Raw genomic sequence first — 22,222 nt, 5'->3', positions numbered from 1 at the left:
GCGCTCGCGCGCCGCGCGCCGGGCGCGGAACACCGACTTCCATAAGTAAAGGGCCCGGCCGAACCAAGCACGCTGGTGCGAAGGCCGCGCCGCACCGGCCACCGGGCGCACGAGCGGCAGCGCCTGGTGCGTGCCTCCGAGGAGGGCGCCGTCGCGCGCAGCGCCGTGCGCAGGGGACGTGTGAAGGATATGTAAATAGCGTTTACTACGGAAGCAGAGGATAGAACCTGACCAACCACTCTTGCCTGTGCGTCTGGGTCAATTTCTCGGCCTCCACCATTGCATTGATTGCATCGATAAGAGGGAGCTCAGCCTGGCCCAGCCTGTCTGCCGTCAGGCGGAACATCCGGCGGGCGGCGCGCAGGAAAGCTTCGGGTCGCTCGCTCGCAGCAACGCCAGGGAGTGAGCAACAAGGTGCTGGCACCTCCGGCGAGGGGCTCGGACGGCGCGCGGCGGGCTGGACGGTGGGAGTTCGCGCGGCCGGCGTACCGGCAGCGCGGCTCCGCCATGAGCCGCTTCGTCCGCCGTCGGCCGCTTCCGCCATGAGCCGCTTCGTCCGCCGTCGGCCGCTTCCGCCATGACCCGCTTCGTCCGCCGTCAGCCGCGCCCGCCGTGTGCCGCGGCGTCCGCCGTCGGCCGCATCCGCCATGAGCCGCGGCGTCCGCCGTCGGCCGCATCCGCCATGAGCCGCGGCGTCCGCCGTCGGCCGCATCCGCCGTGAGCCGCGTCGTCCGCCGTCGGCCGCATCCGCCGTGAGCCGCGTCGTCCGTCGTCAGCCGCGCCCGCCGTGCGCCGCACCTGCCGCAAAGAAGCGCGAGGGGAGCCCGCGGGAGCTCACCGGCGAGCGCGCGGCGCCGGGCCGGCGCCTCCGCAGCGGCCGGGACGCGACCTCCTTGACGCCGGGCGCGAAACGGGACTACCGAGCATCCACCTGACAATCCATTCCTCGGGTGCCCTCAGGGGCATAACAGGGAAGCCGGTGCGAAACCGGCGCGGTCCCGCCACCGTGAATGGGGAGCTGCATCCGAAGACCACTGGGCCTGCCCACGAGACCCGGGAAGGTGGACGCAGCGCCGGGAGCTGGAGCAGCTCCCTGAACCCATGAGCCGGGAGACCTACCCGAGTCCCACGAGGTGCAGCTTGCGCACGTCTTCGTGGCGTCCGGGTGCGGACTTCACCCGGAGCGCCCAAACCGGTCTTCCCGGCCGCCCTGTGTTCCCGTTTGCCGTGCTCCTGGCCACGCTGCTCGCGGCGCGGCCCGCGGCGGCGATGCACCTCGCGGAGGGCGTCCTGCCGCTCGGCTGGTGCGCGGTCTGGAACGCGCTCGCCCTGCCCTTCGTCGCCATCGCCCTCCACCTGCTCCGGCAGCGCACCCAGCGGGACGCCTTCTACAAGCCGTTCGTCGGCCTCGTCGCCGCCGCCGTCTTCGCGATCTCGTGCATGCCCGTGCCGGTGCCCACCGCAGGGACCTGCTCCCACCCGTGCGGCACCGGGCTCGCCGCGGTGCTCATCGGCCCCTGGATGACCGTCCTCGTCACCGTCGTGGCGCTCCTCATCCAGGCCCTCTTCCTCGCGCACGGCGGGCTCACGACGCTCGGCGCCGACGTCGCGTCCATGGGCATCGCGGGCGCCTTCACCGGATACTTCGTGTTCCGGCTCGCGCGGCGCTGCGGCGCGAACCTCTGGGTCGCGGGGTTCCTGGCCGGCGTCACGTCGGACTGGGCCACGTACGCGACGACGGCGCTCGAGCTCGCGCTCGGGCTCGCCGGCGAGGGCTCGGTGACCTCGATGTTCACGGGCGTCGCCGTCGCCTTCATCCCCACCCAGCTGCCGCTCGGCCTGCTCGAGGGCGCCATGACCGCCGGGGCGCTCGTCTTCCTGCGCGCCCGGCGACCCGACATCCTCGAGCGGCTCCGGGTCGTCCCGCTCGCCGCGGGGGCGTCGTGACGCGGCGGCCCGCGCCGCGCCGGCCCGCCGCGCTCGCGCGGCCCGCGCTCGCCGCCGCGCTGCCGCTCGCCGCGGCGGCCTGGCTCGCCGGGTGCGGCGGCGCTTCCTGGGACGGCGTCGACGAGGCCGTCGTCCGCCGCGTCGCCGAGGACGCCGGGCGCCACGACACGGGGCCGCTGTTCGCCGGGCTGGAGGGCGATCTCCTCCTCTTCGCGTTCCTCTGGGCAGGGCTCCTCGCCGGCTTCGCCATCGGCTACTACGCGCGCGTGCTCTTCGTGGAGCGCGCCGATCAGCCCGCCGGCAAGCCCGGCGGACAGGGCCTCCGTGCCGATTGACCCCCCGGCGCGGCGCCGCGAGCGCCTCCGCGACGTCGACCCCCGGCTGCGCCTCGGGGCCGCCGTGGCGGCGTGCTGCGTCGCCGCGGGCGCGCGCTCGCCCTGGACCCCGGCCGCGCTGCTCCTGCTCGCGTGCGCGGCCCTCCGGCTCCAGGGCATGACCGCCGGCGCGATCCTCCGCGCCTTCGCGCCCGCCGCGTGGATCGGCGGGGTCGCGGCGGCGCTCGCGCTCGCGCTCACCCCGGGGGAGCCGCTGCTCGCCGGCGCGGCGTTCCCGCTCGACGCCGTCACGCGCGAGGGAGCCCGCCGCGCCGCCACCCTCGGCGCCCGCGTCCTCGCGGCGGCCGCGGTGCTGCGGTGGCTCTCCCGCGCCGCCGCGCCCGCCGAGATCGAGGCGGCCCTCGCCGGCCTCGGCGCGCCCGCGGCCCTCGTCGAGCTGCTCGCGCTGGCGCGGCGCTTCGCCGGCGTGCTGCAGCGCGCGGCCGACAGCGCGTGGAGCGCCGCCGCGCTCCGTGGCGGGTTCTCGCGCCCGGGCGCCGCCGCGCGCTCGGCCGGCGCCGTCGCGGGCGTCGTGGCCCTGCGGACCCTGGAGCGCTCCGAGCACGTCGCCGTCGCGATGCAGCTCCGCGGCTACCAGGGCAAGCTCCCCGTCGCCGACGGCCGGGCGAGCGCGCCCGCCGCGAACCTCGCCTTCGCCGCCGCCGCCCTCGCGGCGCTGACGCTCTGCGTGGCCGCCGGAGGCGCAGGGTGAGCGCGATCGCGCCGCGCGCGCTGGCCATCGCGCTGCGCGCGCCGGCGATCGGCTACCGCGGCGGCGAGCCCGTGCTCCGCGACGTGCGCCTCGACGTCGCCGCGGGCGAGTCCGTGGCGGTGCTCGGCGGCAACGGCGCCGGCAAGACCGCGCTGCTCCGGACGCTCGTCGGCCTCCTCCCCGCGCCCGGCGGCGGGGTCGAGATCGCCGGGCGGCGCGTCGGCTCGCCGTCGGACGCCGTCGCCGCGGGCGCCGCGCTCGTGCTCCAGGACCCGGACGACCAGCTGCTCGGCGCGACGCTCCTCGACGACGTCCTCTTCGGCCCGAGGAACCTCGGCCTGCCCGCGCCCGAGGCGCGGCGCCGCGCCGAGGCGGCGCTCTCGGCCGTGCAGATCGCGCACCTGGCCGACCGGGCGATCGAGGCGCTGAGCTTCGGCGAGCGCAAGCGCGCGTGCATCGCGGGGATGCTCGCGATGCAGCCGCGCGTGCTGCTCCTCGACGAGCCGACGGCGGGGCTCGACCCCGAGGGCGAGCTCGCCCTGTGCCGGACGCTGCGCGCGCTCGCGGAGCAGCAGGGGACCACGCTGGTCACCGCGACCCACGCGGTGGATCTCGTGCCGCTCTTCGCCACGCGCGCGGTCCTGCTCGGCGACGGGCAGGTCCTCGCGGACGGGCCGCCGCGGGAGGTGTTCGCGCGAGGGGAGCTCCTCGCGCGGGCGCGGATGCGGCGGCCGTGGGTCGCGGAGCTCTGGAGCCGGATGACCCCGGCGCACCCGCGGGGCCTCGCAGGCCTCCCGCTCACCCTGGAGGAGGCGCTCGCATGCATGACACCGGTCTCCTGCTGATCGGCCACGGCAGCCGCGACGCCGCGTCGAACGCCGAGTTCGAGGCGCTCGTGGCCGACTACCGCGCGGCGCGGCCCGAGGTCGTCGTGCAGCACGGCTACATCGAGCTGGCGACGCCGTACCTCGCCGACGCGCTCGCGACGCTCGCCGCGCGGGTGTCCCGGGTGGCGGTCGTGCCGCTCTTCCTCTTTTCGGCGGGGCACGTGAAGAACGACATCCCGCTGGCGCTCGAGCAGGCCCGCGCGGCCCACCCGGGCGTGCGCTTCTCCGCGGCGCGGCACCTCGGCGTACACCCGGCGCTCGCGGAGCTCGCGTTCGAGCGCGCCGCGTCCGTGCTGCCGGAAGAGCCGGCGGCGCGGGCCCGGACCGCGCTCGTCGTCGTCGGCCGCGGGGCCAGCGACCCGGACGCGAACGGCGATTTCTGCAAGATGGCGCGCCTCATCGGCGAGGGCCGGGGGCTCCAGCTGGTCGAGCCGACGTTCATCGGCATCACCCGGCCGTCGGTCGAGGAGACGCTGGAGCGCGTCGCGCGCCACCGGCCCGAGCGCGTCGTGGTCGTGCCCTACTTCCTGTTCGCCGGGCGGCTGATGACCAAGCTCGCCGAGCAGGTCGATCGCTTCTCGGCGACGTACCCGTGGATCCGCGCGTCGCTCGCGCCGCACCTCGGCCGGTCGAGCGCGCTCGAAGGGCTCATCGACGAGCGGGCGCGCCAGGCGCTCGCCGGCGAGGCGCCGCTCCCCTGCGACACGTGCATGTACCGGACGGCGCTGCCGGGGCTCGCGCGGGAGGTCGGCGGGCTCAAGGCGATGCTCTACAGCGTGCGCCACACGCTCACGCACACGCAGGCGTCGAACCACCCGCACGCGCACCGCTCGCTGCGCAAGCACGTGCTCGTCTGCGGCAACGCCGACTGCGTGGACCGCGGCAGCCTGGCGCTGCTCGAGTCGCTGCGCCGCCGCGTGAAGCAGGCCGGGCAGCAGCAGCAGATCCGCGTGACGAAGACCTCGTGCATGGGGCGCTGCGGCGAGGGGCCGACGGTCGCGGTCTACCCGGACGGGGTCTGGTACCGCGGCGTCCGCGAGGAGGACGCGAAGGACCTCGTGGAAGAGCACCTGCTCGGGGACCGGCTGGTGGCGCGGCTCGTGGACGACATCATGCAATGAGGCGCGGCTCCCTGGAGATGCGCGGGCTACTGCTCGGCCAGGACGATGATCCGGTCGCCCCGGTCGAGCGTCAGCTTCGCGCGCTTCCTCGGGTTCACCTTCACGCCGTAGGCCTGCGACGCGTCGTCGGCCTGCGCCGCGAGGCGGACGCCGACAGCTACCTCGCCGCGGCGCCGCGCCGCCTCGACGACGGTGGCGAAGGTCACCGGACGACCGAGGCGCACGTAGTCGCCCGCGGGCTTCAGGTAGAGCTCGGACCCCTCCGGATCGAAGAGATCCTCGAAGACCGCGGCGAGATCCCGGTTCTCGGAGATCTGCGCGAGCATCATGCTGACGAGCTTGTCGCTCACGATGAAGTCGTCCGCCTGCGCGACCTCGGCGAGCTCGCGGTTCCTCACGTCGAGCATCTCGCTCACGATGCTGAAGCTCTGGCCGCGCTTCGCCTCGATGTCGCGCAGGTGGAGCAGCGTGATCAGGGTGCGCGCGTCCGCCTCCTGCGGGTCGAGCGCGTCGGCGTAGCTCAGCGTCACCACGTGATCGTAGGCCCCCACGACCCGGTCGAGCGTGCGCCTGTCGGTCGTGTCGCCTTGCTCGAGCCTGACGGTGAGGTTCCGGAGCTCGCCGCGGTCGGCCTCGAGCTGCGCCGCGACGTCGGGGACGTCGGCGACGACGGTGACCTCGGAGCCCTCCGCGACGTAGTGATCGAGCTCGTTGATGAACGCCACCGCGCGGCGGTTCCAGCCGAGGAGGAGCGTGCGCTCGGGCCGCGGCGCGGCGGGCTTGCCGTCGCGGATCGCCCGCTCTTCGACGGGCGGCGCGCGCCTCATCGGCGCGCCGATCGCGCTGTCGTCCTCGGCGATGAGGATCACGGCGTCGCCGGGCTCGATCCGCGCGTCCATGGGCGGGTTGAGCCGCACCTCACCAGAGCGGAGCCGCAGCCCGATGACCGCGCAGTCGTCGTACGCGAACAGGGCCTCGCCGAACGACCTGCCCGCGAGCGCGGGCTCCGCGCGGGTGTAGATCTCGTGGCCCTTGAAGTCGAGCAGCTCGCTGTAGACCACGCTGAGGCCCTCGCTGCGGCAGGTCTGCACCGTGATGCGCGAGAGCACGTCCTCCGTGAGGATGAGCGCCGCCTCGTCGCGCGCCACGAGCCGCGCGGCGTCGAGGTTCCGCCGGTCGCGGATCTGCGTGACGATCGGGTAGCGGCCCTCCTTGCGGCCCGCCCTGTTGGTCAGCGCCAGGATCGACTTGATGACCCGCGAGTCCGGGTTCCCCTCCTCGGGGGAGAGGATGATGATCGACCGCGCGGCGTCCGGGTTCACGATGGCGATCTCCGCGGGATCGCTCGGGTTTCCGGTGCGGCAAACGACGCGCGTCCGGCCGGTCGACCCGACGCGCGCGCGGATCTCGTCCTCCATCTCGACCTTGTCCTTCTCGGCGAGCACGGCGATCGCGGCGCGGGGGCGGCTCTCGTTCGCGATCGCGAGCTCCTGGATCATCGAGAAGATCTGCGGCGACCAGCCGAGGATGACGGTGTGCCCCTCCTCGCAGACCAGCGAGCGGCCCTTGCGGAGCTCGCCGACGCGGGCCTCGATCCCGCTCGTGATGATGCCGATGAGGATGCTGACCATGAAGATGCCGCCGAGCGTGACGGCGAACATCGCGGCGAGGTAGCCGCGGCTGCCCGTGTCGCCGGCGACGGTGCCGGCGTCGAGCGCGCGCATCAGCGTGATCCAGAGGGCGGAGGGGAACGACACAGGGGCGCCGTCCTCCGCCGGGGCGAGCCCGAGGAGCACGACGACCGCCGCGAACGCGACGACCATGGCGGTCGAGAGCGCGAACAGCCACGCGATGAGCGCGGGCGCGCCCTTCGCCATGGTGAGGTCGAAGCGGTAGTGGAGACGATCGACGAAGGTGACTTTCTGCATGGGCATGGGGCGCACCAGCGCCGCGCGCCTCGAGGGCGCGGCGCGGGGGGCCACCTAGCACGGACAGGGCGCCCGTCGAACCGCGCCTTCCCGCCCTCTTCCCTAGCTGGTAGGAGGGGGCCGATTAGGAGAACCGATATGGCCTGTCACGAGATCGCCGCGCTCCGCCTTGGGCTCATGAACATCCTCGGCATCGACGACCCCGGCGAGCGCGCGCACGAGCTCGCCGAGCTCGGCCCCGCGGCGGCGGAGCCGGGGCCGGTCTCCGCGATGCTGCGCGCCGGGGACCTCAAGAACCTCTCGCGCCTCTTCGAGGGGTCGCTCGCCGAGCTCCAGGAGAAGGTCGCGAAGACCCCGGCGGGCGACGCGAAGCTGGCCTACCTGCGCTCGCTCCTCATCCTCACGAAGCAGGTCGAGCTCGACCTCCGCGCCCAGGTCGACGGGCTCGCCCGGCTCTACCGGGAGCTCGAGGAGATGCACGATTTCGTTCACGAGATCTACCCGGCAGAGCAAGCAGAGCAGTCCGAGTAAGCAGAGAAGCAGAGGAGACGGAGTCGACCCATGGCCCAGGGCAGCGCGAAGATCAGGATCGCCCACGCGGAGCCGCTCGGACAGGGCGCCCGGCTCCTCCGCGTCGAGCGCGTCGACGGCGCGGAGCTCGGCTTCGCCGGCGGGCAGTACGTGATCATCAACACCGGGGTCACCCTGCCCGGCGGCAAGCTCGCGAAGCGCGCCTACTCGATGCTCTCGAGCGACGCCGAGCAGCGCGCCGTCGAGATCGCGGTCAAGCGCGTCGGCGCCGGGCCGGGGTCGAACGTGCTCAACGACATCGCCGTCGGCGCGGAGCTCGAGTGGAGCGGCCCCTGGGGCAAGCTGCGGCTCCCGCCCGGCTTCTCCGGCCGCGCGCTCGTGGTCGCCACCGACACGGGGATCACCGCGGCGCTCGGGATCGCCCGGAGCGCGGCCGCCGCCGGCGCCGCGCAGCTCGACCTGCTCTGGCTGGTCGAGCCCGGCGACCATTTCGTCTCGGAGCGGTTCGTCCGCGAGCGCCTCCCCGCCGCCGTCCGCCTGACGGTCGCCGGCGACTTCCTCCCGGTCGGCCACCCCGAGCGGCCGGCGCGCGCGTGCGCGCTCGTCGGCGATCACGCCGCCGCCGCGCCCTACGACGCCGCGCTCTGCGCTGGCGACGGCGCCGTGATCTATCCGATCCGCGACCGGCTGGCCTCGCTCGGCGCGCCGGAGGGCAGCGTGCTCCTGGAGAGCTTCTTCAACAACCCCATGAAGAAGTCGTTGTAATCGTTCAGGATTCTGGATGGCAGAGCTCCGGCCGAGGGACCCGAAAGGGCAGCGCGAGGGGTTCACGACGGGCGCTTGCGCGGCCGCCGCGGCCAAGGCGGCGGCGCGCGTGCTCGCGCGCGGCGCGGCGGTCGACGCGATCGAGACGACCCTGCCGAACGGGCAGAAGGTGACCTTCCCGCTGCAGCGCTGCGACCGCGACGGGCAGCGCGCCACGTGCAGCGTCATCAAGGACGCCGGCGACGATCCGGACTGCACCCACGGCGCCGAGCTCGTCGCCGAGGTCGAGCTCCGCCGCGAGCCGGGCGTCGAGATCCGCGGCGGCGACGGGGTCGCCGTCGTCACCAAGCCGGGGCTCGGGCTGCCGGTCGGCGCGCCGGCCGTGAACCCCGTGCCGCGCCGGAACATCACCGAGATGGTCCTCGAGGAGCTCGAGGGCTCGGGCTTCGCCGGGGCCACGGTCACGCTCAGCGTCCCCCAGGGCGAGGAGATGGCGAAGCAGACCATCAACGCGCGCCTCGGGCTCATCGGCGGGATCTCCATCCTCGGGACGAGCGGGATCGTGAAGCCGTACTCGACCGCCGCCTTCCGCGCGAGCGTCGTGCAGGCGATCGACGTCGCCGCCGAGCGCGGCATCGCGACGCTCGCGCTGACCACCGGCGGCAAGTCCGAGGCGTACGCGATGAAGCTCTACCCGGAGCTCCCGGAGGACGCGTTCATCCAGGTGGGCGACTTCATCGGCACCGGGGTCCGCCACGCCGCGCGGCGGCGGATCGCCCGCGCGATCATCGTCGGCATGATCGGCAAGCTGTCGAAGATGGCCGACGGCAAGATGATGACGCACGCCGCCGGCTCGGAGGTGAGCATGGAGCTGCTCGCGCAGATCGCCGAGGAGCTCGGCGCGCGGCCGGAGATCGCGGCGGAGATCCGGCAGGCGAACACCGCGCGGCACGTGCTCGAGCTGTGCCAGCGCGAGGGGCTCACCGGCGTCGCGGGCGGGATCTGCCGGCGCGTCGTCGAGCACACCTCGCGTCACGCGGGCGGCGCCCTCGAGGTGCACGCCTGCCTCGTCGACTTCAACGGGGCGCTGCTCGGCCGGTATCCGGCCGGCGCCGCCAGCGCAGCCAGCGCAGAAAGAGCGGAGGACCCATGAGCGGTGCCAAGGTCGATACGAAGACCGATTCCAGGAGCGATGCCAAGTCCGATGCCAGGAGCGATGACGGAGCGCCCGCGGCCAACGACATGCGGCAGATGACCGCGCTCGGGCGGCGCATCGAGGACAGGAGCTTCGCGATCATCGACGAGGAGGTCGGCGACCACGGGTTCCCGTACGCGGAGTGGCAGGTCGTCCGCCGCGTGATCCACGCGACGGCGGACTTCGAGTTCTCGTCGCTGATGCGGCTCCATCCCGAGGCGATCGAGCGGGGGATCGACGCGCTCCGGGGCGGCGCGCCGGTCCTCGTCGACGTGAAGATGATCGGCGTCGGCCTGAACGAGCAGCGGCTCGCCTCGTACGGCTGCAAGATCCACTGCTTCATCTCCGACGACGACGTCATCCAGGCCGCCTCGGCGGCGGGCTCGACCCGCGCGATCGAGTCGATGCGCAAGGCGCACCGGCTCGGGCTGCTCGACGGGGCGGTCGTCGCCATCGGCAACGCGCCGACGGCGCTGCTCGAGGTGGTGCGCCTCGCCCGCGAGGAGGGCGCGCGGCCGGCGCTCGTGATCGGCGTGCCGGTCGGGTTCGTGTCGGCGGCGGAGTCCAAGGAGGCCCTGCTCGAGTCCGGCCTGCCCTCCATCGTGGCGCGCGGGCGCAAGGGCGGGAGCCCGATCGCCGTCGCGATCGTCCACGCGCTGCTGCTCCTCTCGGCGGACCCCGCGGAGCCGACGTTGCCGTCGGGCTCGACGGGCCCGGCGAAGGTGGCCCGATGAGCGCCCGCCGCGCCGTCACGATCGTCGGCATCGGCGACGACGGGTGCGCCAGCCTGTCGAGCCGCGCCGCCTCCGCCGTCGCCCGGGCCGAGGTCCTCGTGGGGGGCGAGCGGCACCTCGAGTTCTTCCCGCAGTTCCGCGGCGAGAAGATCGCCCTCAAGGGCGGGCTCTCCGCCGCGCTCGAGCGCGTGGAGAGCCTGTCGGCGGAGCAGAACGTGTGCATCCTCGCCTCGGGCGACCCGCTGTTCTTCGGCGTCGGCGCGCTCGTCGTCCGGAAGCTCGGCGGCGAGCACGTCGAGATCATCCCGAGCCTCAGCTCGGTCCAGTGGGCGTTCGCGCGCACGGGGATCGCCTGGGACGACGCCGCCTTCGTCTCGGTCCACGGTCGCTCGCCCGAGGGGTTCGCGACGCGCCTCCGCCGGCTCTCGAAGGTCGCGGTGCTGACCGACGGCGAGAACAGCCCGGCCCGCCTCGCGGCGCGGCTCGTCGAGCACGGCGACACCGCGTGGAAGGCGTGGGTCTGCGAGAGCCTCGCGGGCGCGGGCGAGCGCGTGCGCGCGTTCGACCTCGCCGCGCTCGCGGCGTGCGAGGACATCGGGCCGCTCAACGTGCTCCTGCTCCTGCGCAGCGACCCGGCGTGGCGGCCCGCGCCGGCCGTCCCCTACCTGCACGAGGACGCCTTCGCGAAGCGCATGCCGAAGAACGGCCTGATCACGAAGCGCGAGGTGCGCCTGCTCTCGATCGCGTCGATGGCGATCCGCCCCGACGCCGTGGTCTGGGACGTCGGCGCCGGCTCGGGGTCGGTCTCGATCGAGGCGGCGATGCTCTGCCCCCTCGGGCGCGTCTACGCGATCGAGGTCGACCCGGAGGGCGTGGAGATCTGCCGGGACAACGTCCGCACGCACGGGGTCGACAACGTGCGCGTCGTCGCGGGCCGCGCGCCCGAGGCGCTCGGCGCGCTCGAGGACCCGGACGCCGTGTTCGTCGGCGGGAGCAAGGGGAGCATGGAGGAGATCATCGCGGCGGCGCTCGATCGACTGCGGCCCGGCGGCCGGCTCGTGGTCAACGCGATCACGATGGAGAACGTGGCCGAGACGTACCGCGCGCTCCGGGCGCGGGGGCTCGACCCCGAGATCACCCTGCTCTCGGTCTCGCGCGGCGTCCCGCTCGCGCGCTACATGCGCTACGAGGCGCTGAACCCGATCCACATCTTCGCCGCGACGAAGCCGGCGAAGGCGCAGGACCCCGCGGAGGCCGGGGCGCCCGCCGGCGCGGCGCGGCCGGAGGCGTCATGAGCGGCCTCGGCAAGCTGTACGGCGTGGGCGTCGGCCCCGGCGCGCCGGACCTGCTCACCCTGCGCGCCGTGCGCGTGCTCGAGGGCGCGGACGTGCTCGCGCTCCCCCGCAGCTCGGACTTCGGCGCCTCGATGGCCTACCGGATCCTCTCGCCGGTCGTCGGCAAGAGGCCGGAGCAGGAGCGGCTGCTCCTCACCTTCCCCATGAGCAAGGACCCGGATCGCGTCCGGCCCTACGTCGAGGCGGCCGTCGACAAGATCGTCGAGCGGCTCTCGCGCGGCCTCTCCGTCGCCTTCGCCACCGAGGGGGATCCGTCGCTCTTCAGCACGTTCGTCTATGTCCGCCGCGAGGCGCTCCGCCGCCTCCCCGGGCTCGAGGTCGAGGTCGTCCCCGGCGTCACCTCGGTCACCGCGGTCCCCGCCGTGAGCGGGCTGTCGCTCGCCGACGGGCAGGAGCGGATCGCCATCCTCCCCGCCACCTACGGCGTCGACGACCTGACCGACGTGCTCCGGCGCTTCGACACCGTGGTCCTGATGAAGATCGGCCCGGAGATGCCGAAGGTGACCGAGGCGCTCACGCGGGCGGGCCTGCTCGATCGGGCCGTCTTCGTGTCCAAGGCGACGATGCCCGAGCAGCGCATCGTCCGGGACCTGCGCGCCGCGGAGGGCGAGCGGGGCGACTGCTTCGCCATGGTCGTGGTCACGCGCGGGGAGCGCAGCGGGCTCCTCGTCGGGGAGGCCGAGGCCTCGCTGCCGGGCAGCTTCGAAAAGACGCTCGACGAACCGGAGGTGTCATGATCGCCGCGCGCAAGCCGTACGCCCTCTACGCGATCACGCGCCACGGGATCGCCATCGCGCGGAAGCTCCTCGAGGGCCTCCCGGGCGCGGATCTCTACGTGTCGCAGAAGCTGTTCGACGGGGCGCCGGAGGGGGCGAAGCCGCTGCCGCTGCCGATGGGGCCGCTGCTCACCGAGGCGTTCACGGCCTACGACTGCCACGTCTTCGTGATCAGCGTCGGCGCCGTGGTGCGGATGATCGCGCCGCTCTTGAAGAACAAGAAGGTCGACCCGGCGGTCGTTTGCGTCGACGACACGGCGCGGTTCTCGATCTGCGTGCTCTCCGGGCACGTCGGGCGGGGCAACGCGTTCACCGAGAAGGTGGCCTCGCTGCTCGGCGCGCAGCCGGTGGTGACCACGGCGTCCGACGCGCTCGGGACGCTGACGGTCGACATCCTCGGCCGGGAGCTCGGCTGGACGCTCGACGACCCCGACCGCAACGTGACCCGCGGCTGCGCCGCGGTCGTGAACGCCGCGCCCGTGCTGTTCGTGCAGGAGACGGGCGAGCCGTCGTTCTGGCCCGAGGACAAGCCGCTGCCGCCCGGCGTGCGCTACGCGACGTCGCTCGACGGCGTGGACCCCGACGCGTGGGAGATCCTCCTCGTCGCGAGCGACCGCGACCTCGCCCGCGCGCACCCCGCGATCGTCGAGCGCGCCGTCGTCTACCGGCCGAAGAGCCTCGTCCTCGGCGTCGGCTGCGACCGCGGCGCGCCGCTCGACATGGTGGAGCGCGGGGTCGACAGGCTGCTCGAGGAGCACGGGCTCTCGGCGAGGAGCGTGAAGGCGCTGGCGACGATCGACAAGAAGGCCGACGAGGAGGCGCTGCTCGCGCTGTCGGCGCGGCGGGGGTGGCCGCTGGTCACGTTCACGCCCGAGGAGCTCGACGGGACCGAGGGGATCGAGAACCCGTCGGAGACCGTGAAGAAGCACGTGGGCGCCCGGGGCGTCGCCGAGCCGGCGGCCCTGCGCGCGGCAGGGGCCACGAAGCTGCTCGTGCCGAAGCGGGCGTACACGGAGGAGGGCGTGGGGCGGTCCATGACGCTCGCCGTGGCGCGTATCCCCTTTGCGAAGCGCAGTGTCGAGGAGAGCCATGGGTGACAGCAGAGGAGTCCTGTCGATCGTCGGGATCGGCCCCGGCGCCGAGGAGCACGCGTCCCGCGCCGCCCTCGAGGCGATCGCGGCGTCGGACCTCATCGTGGGGTACACGACCTATATCCGGCTGGTGAAGCACCTCATCGAGGGGAAAGAGGTGATCAAGACCGGCATGACCGAGGAGATCGGCCGGGCGCGCGCCGCGGTGGAGCGGGCGCGGGACGGGGCGCGGGTCGCGATCATCTCGTCGGGCGACGCGGGCGTCTACGGCATGGCCGGGCTCGTCTTCCAGGTGCTCGAGGAGATCGGCTGGAAGCGGGGCGAGTCGCCGGAGCTGCGCATCGTGCCCGGCATGACCGCGCTCAACGCGTGCGCTTCGCTCGTCGGCGCGCCGCTCGGCCACGACTTCTGCGCCATCTCCCTGTCCGATCTCCTGACCCCGTGGCCGGTCATCGAGCGGCGCCTCGAGGCCGCCGCCGCCGCCGACTTCGTCATCGGCCTTTACAATCCGGCGAGCGGGCGGCGCACGCGCCAGATCGTGCGGGCCCAGGAGATCATCCGCCAGCACCGCGCGGGCACGACGCCTGTCGCGCTGGTGAAGAGCGCTTACCGCAAGCTGGAGAGCGCCGTGCTCACCGATCTCGACCATTTCCTGGAGTACGAGATCGGGATGCTGACCACGGTGCTCGTCGGGTCGACCAACACCTTCATGTTCGAGGGATACATGGTCACGCCGCGCGGATATACCAACAAGTACACATGGGATGGGGAAGCGCTCCCGGGCCAGACGCCGGGGCGCACGCTCGTGCTCTCGGACGAGAGCTCCACCGCAGCAGAGGAGGTCTAGATGGCACGCGTAGGGAGGCTGGGCGGCGCGATCCTCGCCGAGACCCAGGGAGAGTATTACCTCGTCGGCAACACCAAGGCTCCGGTCAACTTCCGCGAGGCGGGGTTCGAGCCGCCGGACGAGGCGGAGCTCGTGAAGGGGGCGTATCTCCGGCTCAAGCCGTTGCGTGACGTGAAGGTGGCGGCGCCGGCGCTGCTCCTCGACGTCGAGGGCGAGGAGCTCGCGAAGAAGCTGGTCCAGCGCTTCGTGATCGACCGGAACGGCTCGGTGAGCGAGCGGCTGTGGCGGCTCGTGTACAGCCCCGACGACCCGCTCGACGACGCCGAGGCGCCGGTCGAGCGCGACGCGCGGTGGCTCGGGGACATCCCCGAGACCATCTGGCAGCTCGTGCGCGACAACGTGCTGCGCTGCCTCTGAGCTCGGCTCCTGACCCGGCAAAAGCGCGGGAGAGCCGCTTCTACTGACTCCCTCCGCCGAAGTGAGCACGAGCTCCATGACGCCGATGCACCCAGCATTCCGGCGTTCTCTCATGAAATAGGCTATCTCGCCGGCGGGACCTCGGGGCTCTCCGGCGAGCCCGCGGCGTCCTGGCGCTCGCTCGGCGCGGGCGCACCGGAAGGGCGGATGTCCGGTGTCCGGCGGAGCTCCGTGCACCAGCGCTCGATCAGCACCGATCGTAGCAGCGCTTCCACGCTCGCGAAGCCGAGGCGCGCGGCGTAGGTCTCCAGATCCTCGGGGATCGGCTTGCCGAGCCGCTCGGTGAAATACCACCGCCACAGCGCGTCCGTGTCGTTGACGCCGCTGCCCGCCAGGTCCAGCGCGTCCAGGCCCTCACGCTCCACCATGGCCTGCTTGGCGCGAGCCTGCTTCGCGAGACGCCCGTAACAGCCCATGGCGCGCAGCTGGTCGACGAGGTGACGGCGGACCTCCGGCTCGCACACGTCGGCCGTCCAGCGGCGCTTCGCTTCTCGCGCCATCATGTCGGCGAAGGACCTGGCGTCGAGCCCCTGCTCGCCGAGCCACGCGCGGGTCGAGGGCCCGGTGTACAGCCCTCGCTCGCGCCGGAACTCCATGGCCGTGCGTTCGAGGTGCGCGGGGCCGACCTTCACCCCGTTGCGCTCCGCCGCCTCCTCGGCGAGGCCGCGCAGCAGGGCGCCCTGGACCGCGAGGGTGTAGAGCGGCTCGTCCCCGAGCAGGCGCAGCTCGTCGAGCAGGGCGTCGACGTCCGCGCCGGGGTCGATGTCGAGCCGGGTCGCGCGCATGCGATCGACGGCCCGCTCCCAGACGTCGGTACGCTGGAAGATGAAGCCGGGCTCCAGCGGTCCTCGACGCGTGGCGCGGGCGGCCTGCATGGCCTCGATCATGGCGAGGGCGTCGAGGCGCTTCTGATCCACGCGCCCGGCGGGGAGCCACCGCTCCAGCGCGTCGAGCACGCGCGGGGCCTCCTGCGCGGCTCGGGCCGCCTGGAGCACCGCTGGCCAGGTGCGATCGGGGTAGAACAGCCCCCTGGCGACGGCGACGAGCCGCTCGGCCAGCGCCGGCTCGCAGATCTTCGCCTCGACAGCGGCGGCGAGCGTCGCACGGATGTTGACGAGGGCCTCCGACGTGCACCGATAGCCGTGCTCGGCGGATGCGTGCGCGAGCGCGACCTCGTCGTCGGCGCCGAGCGCGCCCGAACGATAGTGCTCGAAGACCCGGCCCACGCCGACCATGCCGAAGTCGGCCAGCTCGGCGGCCCGGAGCGCGCCCATGCTCGACGCGCCGAACACATGGATGCCCTGAGACATCGCCCAGAGGATCTCCTTGTGCCAGACCGCCGGGACGCGCTCGAAGAAGCCGTCCACGATGCCAATCCCCCACGGTCGCTCGCGCGCGGCCCGGTAGACGTCTCCCTGGGCGACGGGCGGCAAGACCCGCAGCTCCGGGAGCGCGGGCACCTCCGCGGGCGGCAGGCTGGGCCCGGTGAACAGGACGATCACGACGACACCGCCTGCGCGCGCGGTCCAGGCGTGTACCCAGGGGCGTCCCACATGCTCTCCAGCCCCGGCACGACGACGCGGACGACGGGCAGCCCGAGCTCAGGCCGCGTGAGATCCACGACCGCTACCTGGCCGAGCCCGGCGCCGCGCAGCGCCGCGAGCGCCGCGGCGAGATCCTCGTCGAAGCGCTCGCTGAACCCGTCGCTCGCGGCGCCGAAGGAGCGCCACGGCCCCTCGAACTGCTCTATCTCCGAGCGCGCCGCGGCGATCCGCGGCGGCGACCGGAACAGCTCGTACGCGGCCCGGTCGACGTCGTCGCGCGCCCCCGCGATGGCGGTCAGGCGGCTCTGGGCGGCCTCGGTCAGGGCGCGCGCCAGGGCGACGGCGCGGGAGCGGTGGCACCCCTGACCGCCGCTCACGTAAAGGACGCGTCCCGGGTGCGGCACGCGGTCGACGATCTCCGCCACGAAGACCGGCAGCCCGAACTCGCTGCTCGCGTCCCACACGCCCACCGCGATGTCGGCCCGATCGAAGCGGGCCAGCACCTCGCGGCAGATCGGATCGTCCACGGTGCCGAGATCCAGGCGCGTCCGCGCGCGGCGCGCCGGCCCGGCCGCGCGCCACAGCGCCACCGCGTCGCGCTCGATGACCTCGTAGAGCCCGTGGAGCACGGCCTCGAGCCGGTGGTTGCCCGAGGCGAGCCCCGTCGACGTGGTCAAGAAGCACCCGCTGCCGGGCGGGAGCGGCACGGTGTAATCGGAGTGGACCACCTCGAGCGGCACCCACAGCGGGCCGCCGCTCATGATGTCTTCGCCCTCGATCCAGAGCATCTTGTGATGGGGGTGGAAGGAGCCGATCGAGAGCCGCGGCAGCCCGGCGAGGTCGACGAGGCGGTGCCGCGCCGAGAGCTCCGCGGCGGTGCAGAAGAGGAGCGGCTGCAGGATGTGCTCGGCGTGCCACTGCTCGATGGCCTCCATCAGCCCGGACGCGCGCGCAGCATCGATGTCGAGCCCTTTTCCCTGCGAGACCGACACGGATCGGGCGTTGGGCCGGCACACCATCACCACCGGGATCCCGACGACGTCCAGCCCGGTGACGTCGGCGACGCGGGTGATCCCCGTGGCGCGCGTCATCGGGAGCACCCGCTCGACGGTCTCCGCCGGGCTGACCAGGCGGTGCGTGCCCCGGAGAAAGGTCTTGTGCGTGGAGGGCGGGGTCATGTCGTCAGGATCTCGCGGGGAGCGGCGCGGGCTCAGGCGCCCCGGCTATCGACGCCTGAAGCCGGTCAGGTTGACCAGGTAGGTGCCGCAGAACTCCGTGGGAGCCGGGACCTTCCTGGGTGCCGCCTGCGCGTCCTTATCGACCAGCTGCTGGTTATCTGGCTCGTCCGCCACGTGTCCTATCTGCGCGCCCGTGGCGACCAGCTCCTTGCACCACGATTGCACTGAATTCTCTGACCTGAGGTGGCGCTTCTTCGTCAGCGTGTCCGACGACACCTCGTAATACAGAGTCTCGGTGCCCTCTTTGTTCAGCACGGCCAGGACCATGGTGAAACCCCAGCACTGGTCATCCGGCGCATCTTTATCGTCCTGCGCGCTCTCCTTCGTCGCGCTGGTCGTGCTCCTGTCGTCCGTCGCCCCCTGCTGTGCCGCGCTGGTCGCGCTCTCATCCTTCATCGTATCCTCCTTTGTCACGTCGGTTGCGGTCCTGTCGTTGATACCCTGAGCCATCCCTCAAGTTTTTCGGAAAATTCACAGGGAGGCGGGGAGACGGGGAGACGGGGAGAAAAAAATCTTCAAACACTCCCTGTCTCCCCGCCTCCCTGTTCAATTTTCCCGCTGAAAAGGGCTGCCCCCAGACAAGAGTGAGTCGGCCTCGCGCGCGTCCGGAATGCCGGTGAGGCCCGACCCGAGCCGGCGGAGCCGCTCGATGTCGTCGGGCTCCACGCGCCCTTCAGCCCTGCGCAGGCGAACGAGAGCCACCTGCGCGCGCAGCCCGAAGAGCCGGGCCCCCTGCGCCTCGGCCATGTCCCTCGCCCGCGCGAACGCGGCCTCCGCCTGCCCTGGGTCCCCGCTGGCCCGCCACACCTCGCCGAGCAGCCGGTAGAGCTCCGGATGGTAGCAGCGCTCCTGTGTCGTGAACGCCTCGCCGAGCGCCTCGTCGAGCGCCTCGCGGGCGCCCTCGACGGCGCCGGCGGCCAGGCAGGCGTCGGCGAGGTGCGTGGCGTAGAAGGTGGTGACCATGCCCGAGCCCATCCGCCGCCAGCGCGCGATGGCGGCCCGGACGCGCTCGAGCCCCTGCTCCGCCTGTCCCGAATGGACCATGGCCCAGCCCCCCAGCGCGTCGGCGAGCACCATGAACGCGGGGAATCCATGGTCGGCGGCGACCTTCCCCAGCGCGTCGGCGTACCTCTGCGTGTCGGCCACCTCGCGCCTGAGGTGGTGAATCCACGCGCCGATCTGATAGGCGATGGCGATGGTGAAGGGGTGCTCTGTCGCTTCCGCCGCCGCGATCGCGTCCTCGTAGGTCCGCACCGCGCGATCCGGCTCGCCGCAGATGCACGCGCTCATGGCGTGGGTCACGCGCACGACGATGCTCGGGTTCCAGCCATAACGCGCCATGTAGGCAGGCAGCCCTGCCGGGTCGTAGAGCTCGATGACGCGCCGGTGGTGAAGCTCGGCCTCGTCGTGGTCCCCCAGCCACGTGGTCACGTTCGCCAGGATGAGCGACGCCTGCGTCAGGGCGACGACGTCGTTCATGTCCTCCGCCAGCTTCGCGCACTGGGTCGCGATGTCCCGGGCCGCCGCAAGATCGCCGCGGAACAGCGTGAACATGGCCATGCCGTGCAGCGCCTGGCTCCCCCGCTCCCGCTCGCCAGTCTGCGTGGCGAGCTCGATGGCTCTTTCGTAAATACTCTTTACCTCTGGCGCCGACCAGCCCCTGGTCGTGATCAGCGCCGGCAGGATGATGCCGTTCAGCCCGAGCTCCATCTCGGCTCGCTCGTGCTCCGGCGCCATGGCGGGCAGCCACTCGATGGCCTGCCTGGCCCCGCTGATCGCCTCCACGTACGCCGACCGAGCCAGCGCCGCTCGCGCCGCCTGCTGCGCGTAGACCACGGCCTCCCGCTTCTGCTCCGCCGCCGCGTGGTGGTGCGCGAGCAGATCCGGCCGCGTCCGGACCACCTCCGGGAACCCCTCCTCCAGCGCCTTCGCGACGCGCGCGTGGAGCCGCTGCCGCGCGCCGGTCGACAGCGACTCGTACGCCGCGTCCCGCACCAGCGCGTGCTTGAACATCCCCACCGCCTCCTTGCCCCGCCGCCTGCGCAGCACGAGCCCCGCGCTCATCAGGCGCTCCAGATCCTCCGCCACCGCCGCCGGGCCGAGCGGGCTCGCGGCCGAGAGCACCTTCAGGCTGAACTCCCGGCCCAGCGCCGCCGCGAGCTGGGCTGTCTGCCTGGCGCGCGCGAGCCGATCCAGGCGCGCCGTGAGCAGCGCCCGCAGCGTGCCCGGGATCGCCGCGCCAGAGAGCGGCCGGGTGAGCTCGTAACCATCGTCCCGCTCCACGAGGAGCAGCGCGTCGAGCATCATCCGGAGCAGCTCCTCCGCGAAGAGCGGCACCCCGTCCGCGCGGTCCGTCACCTGCTCGATCACCGCGGGAGGCAGCGCCTTGTGGCCCACCAGCCCGGCGAGCATCTCCTCCATCTGCGGGCGCTCCAGGCGGCTCAGCGGGAGCAGCAGCACGTCGGCGGTCGAGAACGACGGTGAGAACTCGGGGCGAGCGGTCATGAGGACGCACAGGGGGACCGCGGGCACCTCGCGAACGAGCTGCGCGAGGAACTCCATCGTGGTGGGGTCGGCCCAGTGCAAGTCTTCGGCCAGCAGGAGGACGGGCCGCCGCTCGGCCATCGCGAGGAGCAGCGACGCGATGGCGTCGAGCGTCAGCGCCTTCTGCCGCTGCGCCGAGACGTCGAGCGGGGCGTACGGCGCGCCGAGCGGCAAGGAGAAGAGCGGCACGAAGAGCGGCATGGCCTCGGCGAGCGCGAGGCCGTGGCCGGTGAGCTCGCCCTCGAGCCGCGCGATCTTGCTGCCCGCGTCGGGCTCCTGGTCGAGCCCGAGCGCGCGCTCGAGGAGCTCGATCACCGGGCGCAGGGGGCTGTTCTGCGTGTCGGGCGAGCACCGCGCCTCCAGGAACGTGTGGTCCTCGGGCGCGACCCGATCGCGCAGCGCGCGCGCCAGGCAGCTCTTGCCGATGCCGGGCTCGCCGGTGATGAGGCTCGACTGGCCCGCCCCCTCGCACGCGCGGCGCCACCGCTCGACGAGGAGGCCGATCTCCGGATCTCGGCCGGAGAGCGGCGCCTTCGAGCCGTCGGGGGTCGGCCACCTCGCCGCGTGGCCGTGCTCCTGCCGGAGGCGGAAGGTCTCCAGCGGCGCCGCGATCCCCTCCATGGAGCGGATCCCCTCGCTCTCGAGGTCGAAGGAGGCGCGCAGCAACGCGTGCGACGCGGCGCTGACCGTCACGGCGCCCGGCGGCGCCAGCGAGGCGAGCCGCGCGGCGAGCCGCGGGGTGGCGCCGGTGACGAGGCACGCGCCGTCGAGATCCCCCAGGTTCCCGTCGACGACCAGGCCGGTGTGGAGGCCGACGCTCACCGCGATCCGGACGCCCGGCGCGGCGGCCGGCGGGTCCTCGGTCTGCTCGGTCGGCGCGGCGCTGGCCATCGCCAGCGCCGCGCGGGCGGCGCGCCTGGCGTCGTCCTCCGCCGCGCTGGGGTACCCGAAGTAGACCAGCAGATGGTCGCCGAGCGCCGCGGCCACGTACCCCCCGTACCGGCGCCCGACGCCCGCGCAGAGGGCGAGCGCCGCGCGCAGGAGGTCGTCCAGCGCCTCGGCGTCGGCGGCCGGCGCGGCGGCCGCGCGCGCTCGCACGTGACAGCAGAGCGCCGTCAGCTGCCGGCGCTCGCCGTCGACCGCGGGCGCCCTCCGCTGGTCGAGCCGCGTGGCGACCGTCGCGGCCGAGGTGAGCGACCGCGTGTCCCCGCCGGGAGACGAACCGCCGTCGCCGAGCATCGCCTCGCGCGACAGCCCGCGCAGGCTGCAGGCGTCGAGCGCCTCGAAGAGCCCGCGGGCGGTGACGTCGCGCGCGCCTTCGTCCTTGCGGAGCGCGCGGGCGAGCAGGGCGCCGAGGGGGTGGCGCTCGAGCGCGGCGGGGATCGGGACCGGCTCGGGGCCGAGCAGCCGATAGAAGATCTCGGCCTCGGTGCCGCCGTACACCGGCGCTCCCGTCAGGCACTCGAGGAGCACGAGGCCCCACGAGAACAGATCCGCGCGCGGCGAAGGCTCGGCGCCGCGCCACTGCTCCGGCGCCCCGTAGCCCGGCGTGCCCAGCGCGTCGTGGCTGCCGGTCAGGCGCGCGGCTCGCTCGACGTCGAGCGCGGCGCCGATCCCGAAGTCGAGCACCAGCGCGTTGCGGCGGGCGCCCGTGGGGACGACCATGATGTTGCTGGGCTTGAGGTCGCGGTGGACCACGCCCGCCGCGTGGGCGCAGGCGAGGGCGTCGAGCACCTGGAGCATCAGGTGCCGCGCCTCGGGCGGCGCGAGCGCGCCCTCTCGCTCGAGCAGCGCGGCGAGGTTGTCGCCGGGCGCGAAGGCGAACGCCGTGTAGAGCGTCCCGTCCTCGATCTGCCCCGCGTCGACGAGCTGGACGATGTTGGGGTGGTGGAGCTGGGCGCAGAGCCGCGTCTCGCGCAGGAAGCGCGCGACCCGCCTGTCGGCCTGCGCGGCGCCGCCCTGCTCGGCGAGGCGCAGGATCTTCAGGGCGATCGGCTGCCCGGTGGTGAGCTGGCGGGCCTTGTACACCACGCCGAAGCCGCCCTCGCCGAGCTTGGCCAGGATCTCGTAACGCCCCGCGAACGTGGTGCCTGGTGCGGGTGCTGCACCGTGTGCAAGGTAGCGCTGCATGCTCGAGCTCATGGTCGCTGGCGGCG

General features: G+C 73.4%; 17 protein-coding genes, 1 pseudogene and 1 riboswitch. Of the genes and pseudogenes, 13 read left to right on the top strand and 5 right to left on the bottom strand.

Going from position 1 to position 22,222, the window contains the following annotated elements:
- Positions 1–931 precede the first annotated feature (931 nt).
- Positions 932–1,137: riboswitch (cobalamin riboswitch) on the top strand.
- A 132-nt stretch (positions 1,138–1,269) separates the two neighbouring features.
- The 5 genes from WME85_RS02265 to WME85_RS02245 are packed head-to-tail and all read left to right on the top strand — an operon-like array spanning position 1,270 to position 5,041.
- A complete protein-coding gene (locus WME85_RS02265) occupies positions 1,270–1,947 on the top strand; it encodes an energy-coupling factor ABC transporter permease (protein ID WP_437842227.1) in 678 nt (225 codons plus the stop codon).
- Entirely contained in the window at positions 1,944–2,282 is a 339-nt protein-coding gene (locus WME85_RS02260) for a hypothetical protein (protein ID WP_437834899.1), read from the top strand. Before WME85_RS02265 ends, WME85_RS02260 begins: the two co-directional genes overlap by 4 nt.
- Complete coding sequence (locus WME85_RS02255) at positions 2,272–3,033, top strand: CbiQ family ECF transporter T component (protein WP_437307382.1); 762 nt, start codon at positions 2,272–2,274, stop codon at positions 3,031–3,033. Before WME85_RS02260 ends, WME85_RS02255 begins: the two co-directional genes overlap by 11 nt.
- Positions 3,030–3,878 (top strand): energy-coupling factor ABC transporter ATP-binding protein, encoded by an 849-nt coding sequence (locus tag WME85_RS02250; RefSeq protein WP_437834897.1) that lies wholly within the window; start codon positions 3,030–3,032, stop codon positions 3,876–3,878. Before WME85_RS02255 ends, WME85_RS02250 begins: the two co-directional genes overlap by 4 nt.
- On the top strand, positions 3,854–5,041 hold the full coding sequence (locus tag WME85_RS02245) for a CbiX/SirB N-terminal domain-containing protein (protein ID WP_437834896.1): 1,188 nt from the start codon (positions 3,854–3,856) through the stop codon (positions 5,039–5,041). Before WME85_RS02250 ends, WME85_RS02245 begins: the two co-directional genes overlap by 25 nt.
- Before the next feature lie 26 nt (positions 5,042–5,067).
- Here the strand turns inward: WME85_RS02245 and WME85_RS02240 are convergent, their stop codons facing one another.
- Positions 5,068–6,969 (bottom strand): CASTOR/POLLUX-related putative ion channel, encoded by a 1,902-nt coding sequence (locus WME85_RS02240; protein ID WP_437842226.1) that lies wholly within the window; start codon positions 6,967–6,969, stop codon positions 5,068–5,070.
- A 138-nt stretch (positions 6,970–7,107) separates the two neighbouring features.
- Between WME85_RS02240 and WME85_RS02235 the strand changes: the two genes are divergently transcribed.
- The 8 genes and pseudogenes from WME85_RS02235 to cobJ all read left to right on the top strand — a co-directional run bounded on the left by WME85_RS02235 (position 7,108) and on the right by cobJ (position 14,680).
- Positions 7,108–7,500 carry a DUF3209 family protein gene (locus WME85_RS02235; RefSeq protein ID WP_437834894.1) on the top strand — a complete coding sequence of 131 codons (393 nt, stop codon included), beginning with the start codon at positions 7,108–7,110 and terminating at the stop codon, positions 7,498–7,500.
- A gap of 30 nt (positions 7,501–7,530) precedes the next feature.
- Positions 7,531–8,265 carry an FAD-dependent oxidoreductase gene (locus WME85_RS02230; RefSeq protein WP_437834892.1) on the top strand — a complete coding sequence of 245 codons (735 nt, stop codon included), beginning with the start codon at positions 7,531–7,533 and terminating at the stop codon, positions 8,263–8,265.
- 16 nt (positions 8,266–8,281) lie between these two features.
- Positions 8,282–9,418 (top strand): cobalt-precorrin-5B (C(1))-methyltransferase, encoded by a 1,137-nt coding sequence (locus tag WME85_RS02225; RefSeq protein ID WP_437834890.1) that lies wholly within the window; start codon positions 8,282–8,284, stop codon positions 9,416–9,418.
- A gap of 89 nt (positions 9,419–9,507) precedes the next feature.
- Entirely contained in the window at positions 9,508–10,194 is a 687-nt protein-coding gene (locus WME85_RS02220) for a precorrin-8X methylmutase (protein WP_437842224.1), read from the top strand.
- Positions 10,191–11,489 (top strand): precorrin-6y C5,15-methyltransferase (decarboxylating) subunit CbiE, encoded by a 1,299-nt coding sequence (gene cbiE / locus WME85_RS02215; RefSeq protein WP_437834888.1) that lies wholly within the window; start codon positions 10,191–10,193, stop codon positions 11,487–11,489. Before WME85_RS02220 ends, cbiE begins: the two co-directional genes overlap by 4 nt.
- Positions 11,486–12,286 (top strand): precorrin-2 C(20)-methyltransferase, encoded by an 801-nt coding sequence (gene cobI, locus WME85_RS02210; RefSeq protein ID WP_437834886.1) that lies wholly within the window; start codon positions 11,486–11,488, stop codon positions 12,284–12,286. The genes cbiE and cobI overlap by 4 nt, the downstream gene beginning before the upstream one ends.
- Complete coding sequence (locus tag WME85_RS02205) at positions 12,283–13,422, top strand: cobalt-precorrin 5A hydrolase (protein ID WP_437834884.1); 1,140 nt, start codon at positions 12,283–12,285, stop codon at positions 13,420–13,422. The genes cobI and WME85_RS02205 overlap by 4 nt, the downstream gene beginning before the upstream one ends.
- Positions 13,415–14,680: pseudogene (cobJ, locus tag WME85_RS02200) on the top strand (precorrin-3B C(17)-methyltransferase). The gene WME85_RS02205 and the pseudogene cobJ overlap by 8 nt, the downstream one beginning before the upstream one ends.
- A 122-nt stretch (positions 14,681–14,802) precedes the next feature.
- Here the strand turns inward: cobJ and WME85_RS02195 are convergent.
- The 4 genes from WME85_RS02195 to WME85_RS02180 form a co-directional block, all read right to left on the bottom strand.
- Positions 14,803–16,242, bottom strand: a complete 1,440-nt coding sequence (locus tag WME85_RS02195; RefSeq protein ID WP_437834882.1) for a TfuA-like protein — start codon at positions 16,240–16,242, stop codon at positions 14,803–14,805.
- Complete coding sequence (locus tag WME85_RS02190) at positions 16,239–17,462, bottom strand: YcaO-like family protein (RefSeq protein ID WP_437834880.1); 1,224 nt, start codon at positions 17,460–17,462, stop codon at positions 16,239–16,241. The genes WME85_RS02195 and WME85_RS02190 overlap by 4 nt, the downstream gene beginning before the upstream one ends.
- Before the next feature lie 45 nt (positions 17,463–17,507).
- Complete coding sequence (locus WME85_RS02185; protein ID WP_437834878.1) at positions 17,508–17,918, bottom strand: hypothetical protein; 411 nt, start codon at positions 17,916–17,918, stop codon at positions 17,508–17,510.
- Positions 17,919–18,068: 150 nt separating this feature from the next.
- Positions 18,069–22,196: a TOMM system kinase/cyclase fusion protein gene (locus tag WME85_RS02180; protein WP_437834876.1), complete on the bottom strand. Its 4,128-nt coding sequence runs from the start codon at positions 22,194–22,196 to the stop codon at positions 18,069–18,071.
- Positions 22,197–22,222: the final 26 nt, after the last annotated feature.

It is taken from the genome of Sorangium sp. So ce1153, assembly GCF_051521595.1.
Classification (GTDB): Bacteria; Myxococcota_A; Polyangia; order Polyangiales; family Polyangiaceae; genus Sorangium.
The sequence above is the reverse complement of the archived record's forward strand: the minus strand, read 5'-3'. Positions and strand labels throughout refer to the sequence as shown.